Raw genomic sequence first — 14,092 nt, 5'->3', positions numbered from 1 at the left:
TTAATGCAGATATCGGTTGTAATACCACTTCTAAACGAAGAACAATCTTTAATAGAATTATATAATTGGATCGTAAAAACTTTACGATCCAATTCCTTTTCTTATGAGATCATATTTATTGATGATGGCAGTACCGATGGTTCCTGGCGAACAATCGAATCCCTCTCGGAAAATGATGATCGGGTTAAGGGGATTCGGTTTAATCGTAACTACGGAAAATCGCAAGCATTGCACGCTGGCTTTATAGAAGCTCAGGGGGACGTGGTGATTACAATGGACGCTGACCTGCAGGATAATCCGGAAGAAATTCCTGAATTATATGATATGATCGTTAAAGAAAACAACGATCTGGTTTCAGGCTGGAAGAAGAAGCGATATGACAATGTGATCACAAAGAATCTCCCTTCTAAGGTTTTCAATGCTGCTGCACGAAAAACCTCCGGGGTAAAACTGCACGATTTTAATTGTGGATTAAAAGCTTATCGCAACGAAGTGATTAAGAATATTGATGTTTACGGAGAAATGCATCGTTATATCCCTGTTTTGGCAAAAAACGCAGGTTTTTACAAGATCACCGAGAAAGAAGTACAACATCAGGCAAGAAAATACGGAAAAACAAAATTCGGGATGAGCCGTTTTATCTATGGCTTCCTTGATTTGATAAGTATTTGGTTCTTATCAAAATTTGGCCGCAGACCCATGCACCTTTTCGGGGCTTTAGGAGTATTAATGTTTATTATTGGGTTTATCTCTGCCGGCTGGATAGGACTTTCTAAACTTTATAAATTATATCATGGAATGCCCAATATCCTGGTGGTCCAAAATCCGTGGTTTTATATTTCACTTGCAGTAATGATCATAGGTACTCAGTTTTTTCTTGCAGGATTCTTAGGCGAATTAATTCTTAGATCCAAGAGGGATAAAGATCGATATCTTATAAAAAAAACCACTTCCAATATTTAATTCCTTTCAAGGATTAATCCTTATTTTTGCTAAGTAAAACAATCTAAATATGGCTACTAATAAACCTGAAATTCTTCAGAAAGCCGAAGCATGGCTAACCGATATTTTTGATAATGACACCAGGTCTGAAGTAAACAGGCTTATTGACGAGAATCCTAAGGAACTTGAAGAGAGCTTCTATAAGAATGCCGAATTTGGTACTGGCGGGATGCGTGGAATGATGGGTGTAGGCACCAACCGCATCAATAAATATACGCTGGGAAAAAATACACAAGGCCTTTCAGATTATCTTAAAAAATCATTTCCGGATAAGGAAATTAAAGTAGCTATAGCATACGATTGTAGAAATAACAGTCAGAAACTAGCAAAGGTTGTTGCAAATGTTTTTTCAGCAAATGGGATCAAAGTCTTTTTATTTTCAGAGTTAAGACCTACTCCAGAACTTTCCTACGCAGTAAAAAAATTAGATTGCCAATGCGGAATTGTTCTTACAGCAAGTCATAATCCGCCGGAGTATAATGGCTATAAAGTATATTGGAAAGATGGCGGCCAGTTAGTGCCACCACACGATTCTGAAGTAGTTAATATGATTAATGCTTTGGAATATTCAGCTATAAATTTCAAAGCCAATGAAGAACTAATCCAGGAAATAGATACAGAGGTTGATCAAGATTTTGCTGATGCTTCAGTTAAAAATGGAAGTTTTGATAATTCGGCTTCGGCAAGAGAAAATTTAAATGTCGTTTTCACCTCTCTACACGGAACCTCCATCACTATAGTTCCAGAAGTATTAGAAAAAGCAGGTTTTACAAATGTTCATATTGTAGAAGAACAAAGAGAACCAAATGGGAACTTTCCAACCGTGAAATCCCCAAATCCTGAAGAACCAGAAGCTCTTAAAATGGCTTTGAATCTTGCAGAGAGAAAAAACGCTGATATTGTAATTGGAACAGATCCCGATTGTGACCGCCTTGGAGTTGCTGTAAGAGATTTGAAAGGCGAAATGATTCTATTAAACGGAAACCAGACCATGCTTGTAATGACCTGGTTCCTTTTAGAAGAATGGAAAAGACAAGGCAGAATTAAAGGGAACGAATTCGTTGCCTCCACCATTGTTTCTACCCCTATGCTGAAAAACCTTACAGAAGCTTACGGAGTAAAATATATGGAAGTTCTTACCGGTTTTAAATGGATCGCCAAGTTAATCAAAGATCATCCTGAAATGGATTTTATTGGCGGTGGAGAAGAAAGTTTTGGATATATGGTGGGTGATTTTGTACGGGATAAAGATGCGGTAACCGCTACCCTACTCGCTTGTGAAATCGCTGCCAAAATGAAAGATGAAGGGAAATCTTTTTATGAAAAATTGCTTGAGCTCTATACAGAACACGGGCTATACAGGGAAGAACTTATTTCTTTAGTTAAAAAAGGAATTGAAGGCGAACAGGAAATAAAACAAATGCTCATTGATCTTAGAGAAAATCCATGGGAAGAAATTGATGGGGAAAAAGTTGTTTTAGTAGAAGATTATAAAACATCTATAGCGAAAAACACCCAAAATCATACTGAAGAAAGCATTGATATTCCAAAATCTAATGTCCTCATTTATTATACTGAAAACGGAACTAAGATCGCGGCAAGACCCAGCGGTACCGAGCCTAAGATAAAATTCTACATCAGTGTAAATAAAGATTTAGATACTGTTGAAAATTACGCTGCTGAAGATCAAAAGCTGAGTGATAAAATTGCCCGAATTAAAGAAGAATTAAAACTGGGCTAACTTATTTTAAATGACCTATTTCAGGAAAATACTCCAATTCGCAAAACCCTACAAAAAGTTTGCAATACTCAATATTATTTGCAATATTTTTTATGCAATCTTTAGCACACTCTCTTTTATTGCATTAATTCCGGTAATTCAAGTCCTTTTCGATAAGACTAAAAGAGTGTCTAAAGAACCGGTTTGGGACGGGTTCACAGGAATCAAAGATTATGTAACAGATTATTTTAATTATGAAGTTACTCAAAGAGTTAATGAAGATGAAGTAGCTGCGCTTGTATTTATTTGCGGAATTGTAGTTGTGCTCTTCTTTCTGAAAAATCTGGCAGGTTATTTAAGTTCCTTCTTTCTTACATTTTTAAGAAATGGTGTACTTAGAGATGTTCGGGATGCTATGTACAAGAAAATTCTTGAGCTGCCTGTTTCTTATTTTTCGGAAAAGAAAAAAGGAGACACCATTTCAAGAATAACCGCAGATGTAAATGAAGTGCAAACCTCCTTCCTTTCGATTTTAGAATTGATTGTTAGGGAACCGCTTACCATCCTTTTTACCATTATTGCAATGCTTGTGATGAGTGCAGAACTCACTCTTTTTGTATTTATATTCCTCCCTATTGCAGGCTTTGTAATTTCTGTTATCGGGAAACAACTTAAAAGACAATCTAATCTGGCACAAGAGGAGAATGGCCATTTTCTAAGTATTGTAGAAGAAACACTTTCCAGTCTTAAAATCGTTAAAGGATTTAATGCTGAACAAAAATTTTACGCACGTTTTCAGGAATCTACAAACCGACTGCATAACATCTTAAACCAACTTATAAATAGACAGAATCTTGCGTCACCCACAAGCGAATTTCTGGGAATCTTTGTAATTGTAATTATTCTGTGGTTTGGTGGAAATATGGTATTGGTCGAAGGCAGTCTGGATGCCGCAACATTTATTGCGTTTCTGGGTCTGGCTTATAATATTCTTACACCGGCAAAGCAAATCTCGAAGGCATCCTACAGCGTTAAAAAAGGAAATGCAGCTGCAGAGCGTATTCTAACAGTACTTGAAACTCCATCGAGTATTACCGATGCTCCAGATGCGATTGATAAGAAGGATTTCAATAACGAAATAAGTATAGAAAACATCAATTTTAGTTACGAGGAAGAAAAAGTACTGAAGAATTTTAGCGTGACTGTTCCTAAAGGGCAAACCGTTGCGCTTGTGGGTCAATCTGGTTCGGGAAAATCTACCATTGCCAACCTAATTACCCGCTTTTATGATGTAAACGATGGAAGCGTTAAAGTAGATGGAACAGACATACGAAATATAAAAAAGAAATCTCTTCGTAATTTAATGGGATTGGTAACGCAAGACTCCATTTTATTTAATGACACGATAAGAAACAATGTGGCTCTCGGAAAAGAAGATGCGACAGATGAAGAGATTATTGATGCATTGAAAATTGCCAATGCCTGGGAGTTCGTAAAAGAACTCCCTGCCGTGCTTGATACAAATATTGGCGACAGCGGAAATAAATTGAGTGGTGGGCAAAAGCAACGTTTATCTATTGCCAGAGCTGTATTAAAAAATCCTCCGGTAATGATCCTGGATGAAGCTACTTCGGCTTTAGATACTGAAAGTGAAAAACTTGTTCAGAAAGCACTGGAAAATATGATGAAGAACAGAACCTCTGTGGTGATCGCTCATCGTCTCTCAACTATTCAAAATGCCGATAAAATTATTGTAATGCAAAGAGGAGAGATTGTAGAGCAAGGAAAACATCAGGAACTAATTGCAGCAAATGGGACTTACAGGAAGCTCGTAGAAATGCAATCTTTTGAGTAATAAGAATTGGAATTTCACTACTCTAACCTAATTATTTTAGAAAATAATCAAATTATAGAGGCCCTGAATATGGCTTCCCTCCCTTAATTTAAAAAAACTTTTTTATATTATCTGGACAATTCACCAGAGGCTAAAGCCTTCTTGTAGCTTGCACGTATTGACGGAAAACTACCAAAGAATTTTTTACCGTCTTTTCTTTTTAACAGGACAATAGTTTTACTATTCTTTGTTTTTATTTTGGTGATCTCCACACGAGTGCCAGGTAGTTTTTTATAATTAACTATTTCTCCACTTTTAATAATAAAATTTGCCTTTGGAAGGTTTAAATGACTGTACTGGTAATTCTTAGGAGTTTCAATTGTGAGTATGTCCCCTACTTTTAAAGTATCTGCATCCTGGGCTTTCATTGAGTTGCAAAAAAAGAAAGCTATAATAAATAGAGGAAGTATTTTAAAATATTTCATAGAAGTATATTTAGAATTCAATAAACTTCAAAAAAAATACAAAATAAAAAATGGATGATATAAAAAATATCATCCATTTTTATCAAAATTATTTCCACTTTGGGGCAAATGAAAATAATGCGATCTAATTCAATTGTTAAGGGGCAAAAAAAGGATTAAATCCTATTGTTGGGATAAATATATATCAAACTATTCAACAAAACAAAAAATTAACGTCTTTTGTCAATATTTTTTACCTTTAGTCGATCTGATGATTGATATTTGACTTTATTTTCCTACAAAATTAAAGCTAAATTTTAATTTTAAATGCTTTAAGCTTTCAATATCTTTACGCGGCATAAATTGTACAGTTTTGCAAAATTCCGAAGATCAATTAGTAACCCGATTGCAGGATAGCTCTTCTTCTCAAGAGGCTTTCAGGGAACTTATATCTACTTACAAGGAAAGACTCTACTGGCATATTAGAAACATCGTTAAGAATCACGATGATACCGATGACATCCTACAAAATACTTTTCTAAAAATTTATCGAAATATTGGTCAGTTTAAGGGGGATAGTAAACTTTATAGCTGGATGTATCGTATCGCTACCAATGAATCTATCACCTTCTTGAATAAAAAGGCACGAAGAATGCAGATCACTTCAGAAGAGTTACAGAATCAAATTATAGATAACCTGGAAAGTGATGTATATTTTGAAGGAGGTGAAATTCAGCTAAAATTACAAAAAGCGATCGCTACCCTGCCTAATAAACAACAACAGGTATTTAATATGAAATATTTCGAGGATTTGAAATACAGGGAAATGTCGGAATTGCTGGATACCAGTGAGGGTGCGTTAAAGGCATCTTACCATATCGCGGCAAAAAAAATTGAAGAATTTTTAAAGTCCAATTAAACCATTAAGAAAAACCCGAGTCATATAACTGATGAAAACCAATCAATCCAAATATCCGCAGAATTCTGGCTTTAAGATCCCTAAAGACTATTTTGGGAATCTTGAGGAAAAGATGATGCTTAGATTGGAAGATCAGAAATCTATTGAGATTCCACCAAAAGGAAAAGAGTTCTCTGTTCCTGATGGTTATTTCAGTTCTTTGGAAGATAAGATTATTGCTAAAACATACGATGAGAATACTCGTGTAAGAAGATTATTTAAAAAAGAATATTTCTTCTATGCTGCAGCAGTAGCCGCCATTTTCGTTCTAATGCTAGGTAACTTTTTCAAAACTGGAACTAATCAGCCATTAGGTTGGGATGATATTGAAATTTCAGCAATGGAAAATTATATCGATGAAGGTTATGATATGGGATATTTTGAACTGAGCTCTGCTGAATATTCAGATTACGTTTTTGAAAATGGTAAGCTTATTGATGATTCAGATTTCAACACGGTAAATTCTGATGCTGTTTTTGACTATATTGATAAAAACATTGAAGATCCAGCCTATATTTTGGAATAAACTATGAAGAAATTTATTTTAATATTATGTGTTCTTTTTTCCACCTCTCAAATGATTGGGCAGGAAAATGACAAAGATGCTCAAAGGGAAAAAATAAAAGCGCTTAAAGTTGCTTTTCTTACGCAGGAATTAAATCTAAACGATAAGCTTGCTGAAAAATTCTGGCCAATTTATAATGAATATGAGTCAAAGAAGAGAGAGCTGCACAAAAGAGAACATATAGAGCTTGAAAATGTAGAGTGTATAGATGAGAATAAGGCTAATGATCTTCTTGATGAGTTTCTATCTGTAGAAAATGAAGAATATAAGATTAAGAAGCAATTGTTCAAGGATCTTAAACAGATCATTTCAGCAAAAGATATCATTAAATTACATAAGCTGGAAGATGAATTTCATAAAAAGCTTATTAAAGAATATCGTTCAAAACAAGGGCGAAAAGAGAATAATGGCAGTGAATAGCAGAACTATTCATATTTAGTTTTTTGGTTAGTTAGTAGTTATAATCCGGCAGGTTTCTAATCTGTCGGATTATTTCTTTCTAACGAAATATTAATTTTGCTATTCTTCCTTTACCAGCAGCATACGCCAAAGTATCGTTTACAAACCTTAATGTATAGAAGCCTTGCTCTGATAGTTTCTTCCAGCTTTTACCACTGTCTTTGCTATAATGAATTCCAGAGAAACCAGTTGCCAGAATTTGCTTCCCATTAGAATCTGGCACGAACCTAATACTACTCTTATAACCGGGATCTTTTCCTTCAGCAATTAATTCCCAGGTTTTTCCTCCATCAGCAGTCACTGCTTTATTACCTCTATTCCCTTCTGCATTGGTATAATCCCCTCCAATTATAATTCCGTTTTTATCATCATAAAAATCCAGGCTATAACCTCCCGTAGTTGGCTCTCCCTGCAATAGAGGCGTCTCAAATAATTGCCAGGAAGCTCCTTTATCTGGAGAAAAAAGAATTCTTGATTTTGTCCCTCCGGTTAAGATCCAGGTATTATTTCCCTGAATGGCAATATTAGAATTACTTGCAGCGAATGCGGCCTCTCCCTCTGCAGCTTCAGGTAAATTTTCACAGTCTACTTTGCTCCAGCTTTTACCACCATCTCTGGTAATAATTATTGAAATACATCCATCAGTGGGATCTCCCATCGCAATCCCCTCATTATCATTCCAAAAGGTCATCGCATCATAAAAGGCCTTATCATGTGTTTCCTTATAAACCAACTCCATTTTACCAGAATTTCCAGTTTTATATAAAAGTGCGGGACTTCCAACACTCAACATAAAAAAATCATTTGAGGTGCTAGCAATCGCTCTATACTCTGGAACTAGAGTATCAAATTTTTGAATATTGGTTTTCCACGTGTTATTGGCTGAATCATATAAACCATATGTTCCATTGTTACCAGCAAAAGCAAGATTTTTTCCTATGATCTCAATGGCCCTCACACTTAAAGAATCATCCTCAAGTATCACTTCTGCTTCAACAGATTCAAAATATTCAGGTTTGTTATTTTCAAGGTTTTCCGGAGAATTCTCTTTTGAAGATTCTTTACAGGCAAAGGCCAATAAAATCAATAAAAAACTTAATTTTTTCATATCAGGAATTTGATTCAAATATAAATTAATCCGAATCAAAAAAACGTAACTTTGCGGCTTTAAAGAATATTTATGCGCCTACACAGGAATCTTGTTTTTGCTACCGTTGATGCTTTAGCTGAAATTTTTAATGAAGGAAATTATGCCGATAAGGTTATAGCAAAGACTCTGAAAAGAGATAAACGATGGGGATCTAGAGATCGTAGTTTTATTGCAGAAACCACTTATGATATTGTGAGATGGAAAAGACTTTATGCTGAAATAGCTGAAGTAAAAGAGCCTTTTAAAAGAGAAGATATCTTTAGAATGCTCGCCGTTTGGTGCGTGCTTAGAGGCGTAACTATTCCTGACTGGCCTCAATTTGAGAAAACACCAGAAAGACGTATCAAAGGTAGATTTGATGAATTAAGCAGGATAAGAAAATTTAGAGAATCTGTACCAGATTGGATGGATGAACTTGGAGAGAAAGAGTTAGGCGAAAAAGTTTGGACCAAAGAAATCCATGCGCTAAATGAACAGGCTCCTGTTATTTTAAGAACCAATAATTTAAAGACCAATCCTAAAGAATTAGCTGCAAAACTTAGCGAAGAAGGTATTGAAACTTCTGGCGTTCGTAATTATCCCGAAGCACTGGAACTAAAAGAGAGAGCTAATGTGTTTAAAACAAAAGCTTTTCAGGATGGCCTTTTTGAAGTTCAGGATGCAAATTCTCAAAGAGTCGCCGAATTGCTGGATGTAAAACCGGGAATGCGTGTAGTAGATACCTGTGCAGGTGCCGGCGGAAAAACTCTTCACCTTGCTGCTTTAATGGAAAACAAGGGACAGATCATTGCTCTGGATATTTATGGAAATAAATTGAAAGAACTTAAACGTAGAGCCAAGCGTGCCGGAGCTCATAATGTAGAAACCAGGAGTATAGATTCTACTAAAGTGATCAAGAAGCTTTATAATTCGGCAGATAGAGTTCTTATTGATGCTCCATGTAGCGGATTGGGTGTTCTAAGCCGTAATCCCGATGCGAAATGGAAACTTCAACCGGATTTTCTGGAAAAAATCAAAAATACACAGCTTGAAATACTGGAAAAATATTCCAGAATATTGAAAGAAGGTGGAAAAATGGTGTATGCGACCTGTTCTATTTTACCTTCAGAAAATGAAAAACAAGTTCAGAAGTTCTTAAAAACAGAAAGTGGAAAAGATTTTAAATTATTAAGAGAGAAAAAGCTCTTGTCCAGTGAAAGCGGTTATGACGGATTTTATATGGCTTTATTGCAGAAAGACTAATTGTCTATGTCAAAAAAGGCTATATCTGTCAAGCTGAAATTGTTTCAACTTTAAAATTATTGCGGTATAAAAATATAAGTTCCTGAAAAAAGTTCAGGATGAATTTGCGAATTTTTCAAAACCCTTATTTTTACTGGAGCGTTATAAGTCTTATTTCTCCATTAGAAACATGAGAAAATGTACCGGTTAATTCATCTTCATTCTCCAGTCCCTGCGCAAGATTTTCGCATAATTCATTGCAATCTATAAGTAATTCATCCATAAGTGTGTATTGATCGCCCGTACTGCTTACAAAGCTATTACCTCCCCACTTTAATTTGATCTCAAAGGTTTCGGTATTATCAATCTTTTCTTTAGAAATTACATCCAATAAAATATACTTTATTGAGGAAGCGTCCTGCGGTGGGTTTTCTACCGGTTCTTTTTTCACTGAAATATCATACACATAGCCATATTCATACTCGAAATCTTTAATTCCATCATAAAAATAATTCCACTCCTCCCCTCCTATTTCTTCAGCTTCCTGAACTAATAATACTAATTGAGGAGCAACTCCAAAGGCAGTTTGCTTAAAATGATTTACACGCATACGTACTACCTCTCCTTCATTATTTTCATTTCCTTCCAGGTTACAGGAATTCATTCCAAAAAAAGTGAAAAAACCTATTAGAATGAGACTATTGAATTTGATATGCATTTAATGATTTTTATATATCCGTAAAATTCCTAAATTAATAAATGACGTCATTCTGATCTTATTTCAGAATCTCATTTCAATGTAAATCAATGCCGTATAAAAACCCTGAAATAAATTCAGGATGACGAAACTACTTTTACGACAGAAAACATATATACATCAATATTTTAATTATTCTTATGAAGATACGGAATCTTGCAAAAATTTAGAATTTAACTTTCTTAAATTATTTAATCTACCCGATAAAAAATCATAAATTTGTGGCTTTAAAAACAACACAAACACAACATAAATGATCCTTTTCTTCGGAAACCAAACTACCAAGGTTTTTGCTGTGGAAACACACTCAGAACTTTCAGCCCAGGAAATTTCAAAACTAAACTGGCTTTTCGGAAATACTCAACAAATACATAAATCTGCGCTGGCAGATTTTTTTGTTGGTCCTCGTGCCGCCATGATCACTCCCTGGAGTACGAATGCTGTGGAGATCACTCAAAATATGGGTATTCATGGCTTGATAAGAATTGAAGAATTTTTGAGAGTTGACAAAAATTTCCATGATTTTGATCCCATGATTTCCCAGAAATATGAAAATCTGGATCAGGATATTTTCGATATTCATGTAAATCCCGCTCCAATTATTGAAGTGGATGATATAGAATCGTTTAATAAGCAGGAAGGTTTAGCTTTAAATGCTGAGGAAGTAGATTACCTGGAAAAACTGTCAGATAGATTAGGTAGAAAACTTACAGATTCTGAAGTTTTTGGATTTTCCCAGGTGAATTCTGAACATTGTAGACATAAAATATTTAACGGGACTTTTGTAATTGATGGAGAAGAGAAATCTTCTTCTCTTTTCAAAATGATCAGAAAGACTTCTGAAGAAAATCCTAATAATATTGTTTCAGCATACAAAGATAATGTTGCTTTTGTAAAAGGCCCAAGAGTAGAACAGTTTGCTCCTAAAGCTCCAGATGTTCCGGAATATTATCAGATAAAAGACTTTGATTCTGTAATCTCAATTAAAGCTGAAACACATAATTTCCCCACTACGGTAGAACCTTTTAATGGAGCAGCTACGGGAAGCGGTGGAGAAATTCGCGACAGACTTGCCGGAGGAAAAGGTTCACTTCCATTGGCAGGAACTGCAGTTTATATGACTTCTTACTCTCGTCTTGATAAGGACAGAAAATGGGAAAACGGAATGAAAGAAAGAGACTGGCTATACCAGACTCCTATGGATATTCTGATAAAAGCTTCTAATGGAGCTTCCGATTTTGGAAACAAGTTTGGTCAGCCTTTAATCTCAGGTTCAGTCTTAACTTTTGAACATTCTGAACATGATAGAGCATTGGGTTATGATAAAGTAATCATGCTTGCCGGAGGAATCGGTTACGGAAAACAGGATCAGGCGATAAAAGATATTCCGAATAAAGGAGATAAAATCGTTGTTTTAGGCGGTGAAAACTATAGAATTGGTATGGGCGGTGCTGCCGTTTCTTCAGCAGATACCGGTGAATTCAGTAGCGGAATAGAACTGAATGCCATTCAGCGTTCCAACCCTGAAATGCAAAAACGTGCTGCCAACGCTGTTCGTGGAATGGTAGAAAGTGACAAAAACCCAATCGTTTCTATCCATGATCATGGGGCCGGCGGACATTTAAACTGTCTAAGCGAACTTGTGGAAGAAAAAGGTGGAAAGATAGATCTGGATGCGCTTCCTGTTGGAGATCCCACACTTTCAGCAAAAGAAATTATTGGAAACGAATCCCAGGAAAGAATGGGACTGGTCATTGGAGAAGCTGAAATAGCTCAGTTAAGAAGAGTAGCAGACAGAGAACGCTCCCCAATGTATGAAGTAGGAAATGTAACCGGGGATCATCGTTTTACTTTTAAAGGAGAGAAATCAGGTCAAAAACCTATGGATCTGGAACTTTCTGATATGTTCGGGAGTTCTCCTAAAACAATCATGAACGATAAAACCATTAAAAGAAATTATGAAGATGTAAGCTACGAAACATCTAAAATTCATCAATATCTCGATCAGGTTTTACAATTAGAAGCCGTTGCCTGTAAAGACTGGTTAACTAACAAAGTAGATCGCTGCGTGACTGGTAGAGTCGCTAAACAACAAACTGCCGGCCCGTTGCAATTACCCCTGAACAATTGTGGAGTGATGGCGCTAGATTATAAAGGAAAAGAAGGTGTGGCTACTTCTATTGGCCATTCCCCTGTTTCTGCCCTGGTAGATCCCGTTGCCGGATCTAAAAATTCTATTGCGGAGTCTCTTTCTAACATTGTTTGGGCTCCCCTGGAGAAAGGATTAAGATCTATCTCCCTTTCGGCGAATTGGATGTGGCCGTGTAATAATGAAGGCGAAGATGCCAGATTATATGAAGCTGTTGAAGCAGTTTCAAAATTCGCTATTTCGTTAGGTATTAATGTGCCTACAGGAAAGGATTCTCTTTCGATGAAACAGAAATATAAAGACTCCCAGGTAATCTCTCCCGGCACCGTAATTATTTCAGCGGCGGGACATTGTAATGATATCACTAAAGTGGTTGAACCTGTACTTAAAAAGAACGGTGGCGATATTTATTATATCAATCTTTCTCAGGACGATTTCAAATTGGGAGGCTCTTCTTTCGCCCAGATTCTGAATAAGGTAGGAAGTGAAGTTCCAACTATAAAAAACGATAAGAAATTTGCTGAAACATTTAATGCTATTCAGGAGTTGATCAAAACAGATCTTATTCTGGCCGGGCATGATGTGGCTTCAGGCGGACTTATCACAAGTCTGTTGGAAATGTGTTTTGCCGATGTGAACCTTGGAGCAGACCTTAATCTTTCGGCTTTAAAAGAAAATGACATCATTAAATTACTTTTTAATGAAAACTGCGGAATTGTATTTCAGGCTAAAGACAATTCAATTGAAGAAATACTGAAAGAAAAGAATATTGAATTTTTCAATATTGGTAAAGTTACCGAAGGAAATGATTTAAAGATTAAAAATATTGGGACAGATCTTAGTTTCAATATTTCTGAATTAAGAGACACCTGGTACAAGACGTCTTTCCTGCTTGATGAAAAGCAAAGCGGAATTGATAAAGCCACAGAGCGATACCATAATTACAAGGAACAACCACTGGAATTCAAGTTCCCGGAGCATTTTACTGGTAAACTTCCCGTCAATTCGAATGCTAATGAGAAATCTCAACCAAAGATAAAAGCTGCCATCATTCGTGAAAAAGGCTCAAATTCTGAACGTGAAATGGCCAGGGCTATGTACCTCGCTGGTTTTGATGTGAAAGATGTGCATATGACAGATCTTATTTCGGGGCGTGAAACTCTTGAAGATATTCAGTTTATTGCCGCGGTGGGCGGATTCTCAAATTCAGATGTATTGGGAAGTGCAAAAGGTTGGGCCGGTGCTTTCTTATATAACGAAAAGGCTAAGAACGCATTGGACAGTTTCTTCGCAAGGAAAGACACTTTATCATTGGGTGTTTGTAATGGTTGTCAATTATTCATTGAGCTAGGACTTATAAATTCTGAACATGAGCAAAAACCAAAAATGCTTCATAACGAATCCCATAAATTTGAATGTAATTTTACTTCCGTAGAAATTCAGGAGAATAATTCTGTGATGCTTTCCAGTCTTGCTGGCAGTAAGTTAGGAATTTGGGCAGCACATGGAGAAGGTAAATTCAGCTTCCCATATGAAGAAGAAAAATATAATATCGTTGGTAAATACGGATATGAAGGTTATCCTGCAAATCCTAATGGCTCACATTTCAATACCGCTATTTTAACCGATGATACGGGTAGACATTTGGTAATGATGCCGCATTTGGAACGTTCTACCTTTCAGTGGAACTGGGCTAATTATCCCAACGGAAGAAAGGACGAAGTTTCCCCATGGCTGGAAGGTTTTGTGAATGCCAGAAAATGGCTGGAAAAGAAGCAGTAAGCAGATAATTTTATGAATTATTTTGAAGGGA

At 36.1% G+C, this 14,092-nt stretch carries 11 protein-coding genes; 8 read left to right on the top strand and 3 right to left on the bottom strand.

Going from position 1 to position 14,092, the window contains the following annotated elements; translation table 11 throughout:
• The first annotated feature begins 3 nt into the window (after positions 1–3).
• The 3 genes from GFO_RS04980 to GFO_RS04970 are packed head-to-tail and all read left to right on the top strand — an operon-like array spanning position 4 to position 4,577.
• Entirely contained in the window at positions 4–963 is a 960-nt protein-coding gene (locus GFO_RS04980) for a glycosyltransferase family 2 protein (RefSeq protein WP_011708954.1), read from the top strand.
• A 49-nt stretch (positions 964–1,012) separates the two neighbouring features.
• Positions 1,013–2,743, top strand: coding sequence for a phospho-sugar mutase (locus GFO_RS04975; protein ID WP_011708953.1), 1,731 nt, complete (start codon positions 1,013–1,015; stop codon positions 2,741–2,743).
• Between the two features lie 10 nt (positions 2,744–2,753).
• Complete coding sequence (locus GFO_RS04970; RefSeq protein ID WP_011708952.1) at positions 2,754–4,577, top strand: ABC transporter ATP-binding protein; 1,824 nt, start codon at positions 2,754–2,756, stop codon at positions 4,575–4,577.
• A gap of 107 nt (positions 4,578–4,684) precedes the next feature.
• On the opposite strand, the gene GFO_RS04965 is transcribed toward GFO_RS04970, so the two are convergent.
• Positions 4,685–5,041, bottom strand: a complete 357-nt coding sequence (locus GFO_RS04965) for a hypothetical protein (protein WP_041250013.1) — start codon at positions 5,039–5,041, stop codon at positions 4,685–4,687.
• Positions 5,042–5,393: 352 nt separating this feature from the next.
• Here GFO_RS04965 and GFO_RS04960 point away from each other — a divergent pair, with 352 nt between their 5' ends.
• Genes GFO_RS04960 through GFO_RS04950 form a run of 3 tightly spaced genes read left to right on the top strand, consistent with a single transcriptional unit; the run spans position 5,394 to position 6,963 of the window.
• Complete coding sequence (locus GFO_RS04960; RefSeq protein ID WP_011708949.1) at positions 5,394–5,939, top strand: RNA polymerase sigma factor; 546 nt, start codon at positions 5,394–5,396, stop codon at positions 5,937–5,939.
• A gap of 31 nt (positions 5,940–5,970) precedes the next feature.
• The gene (locus tag GFO_RS04955; protein WP_011708948.1) at positions 5,971–6,504 is read left to right on the top strand and encodes a hypothetical protein; all 534 of its coding nucleotides are present in this window, start codon (positions 5,971–5,973) and stop codon (positions 6,502–6,504) included.
• A gap of 3 nt (positions 6,505–6,507) precedes the next feature.
• A complete protein-coding gene (locus tag GFO_RS04950; RefSeq protein ID WP_011708947.1) occupies positions 6,508–6,963 on the top strand; it encodes a hypothetical protein in 456 nt (151 codons plus the stop codon).
• Between the two features lie 79 nt (positions 6,964–7,042).
• On the opposite strand, the gene GFO_RS04945 is transcribed toward GFO_RS04950, so the two are convergent.
• Positions 7,043–8,110 carry a WD40/YVTN/BNR-like repeat-containing protein gene (locus GFO_RS04945; protein WP_011708946.1) on the bottom strand — a complete coding sequence of 356 codons (1,068 nt, stop codon included), beginning with the start codon at positions 8,108–8,110 and terminating at the stop codon, positions 7,043–7,045.
• 72 nt (positions 8,111–8,182) lie between these two features.
• On the opposite strand from GFO_RS04945, the gene GFO_RS04940 reads away from it, so the two are divergent.
• Positions 8,183–9,394, top strand: coding sequence for an RsmB/NOP family class I SAM-dependent RNA methyltransferase (locus tag GFO_RS04940; protein ID WP_011708945.1), 1,212 nt, complete (start codon positions 8,183–8,185; stop codon positions 9,392–9,394).
• A 130-nt stretch (positions 9,395–9,524) separates the two neighbouring features.
• On the opposite strand, the gene GFO_RS04935 is transcribed toward GFO_RS04940, so the two are convergent.
• A complete protein-coding gene (locus GFO_RS04935; RefSeq protein ID WP_011708944.1) occupies positions 9,525–10,091 on the bottom strand; it encodes a DUF4377 domain-containing protein in 567 nt (188 codons plus the stop codon).
• Between the two features lie 292 nt (positions 10,092–10,383).
• On the opposite strand from GFO_RS04935, the gene purL reads away from it, so the two are divergent.
• Positions 10,384–14,061 (top strand): phosphoribosylformylglycinamidine synthase, encoded by a 3,678-nt coding sequence (gene purL, locus GFO_RS04930; protein WP_011708943.1) that lies wholly within the window; start codon positions 10,384–10,386, stop codon positions 14,059–14,061.
• Positions 14,062–14,092 lie beyond the last annotated feature (31 nt).

It is taken from the genome of Christiangramia forsetii KT0803, assembly GCF_000060345.1.
Taxonomy (GTDB): Bacteria; Bacteroidota; Bacteroidia; order Flavobacteriales; family Flavobacteriaceae; genus Christiangramia; species Christiangramia forsetii.
Note: the sequence above shows the minus strand (reverse complement) of the source record. Positions and strands in the feature narration are given on the sequence as shown.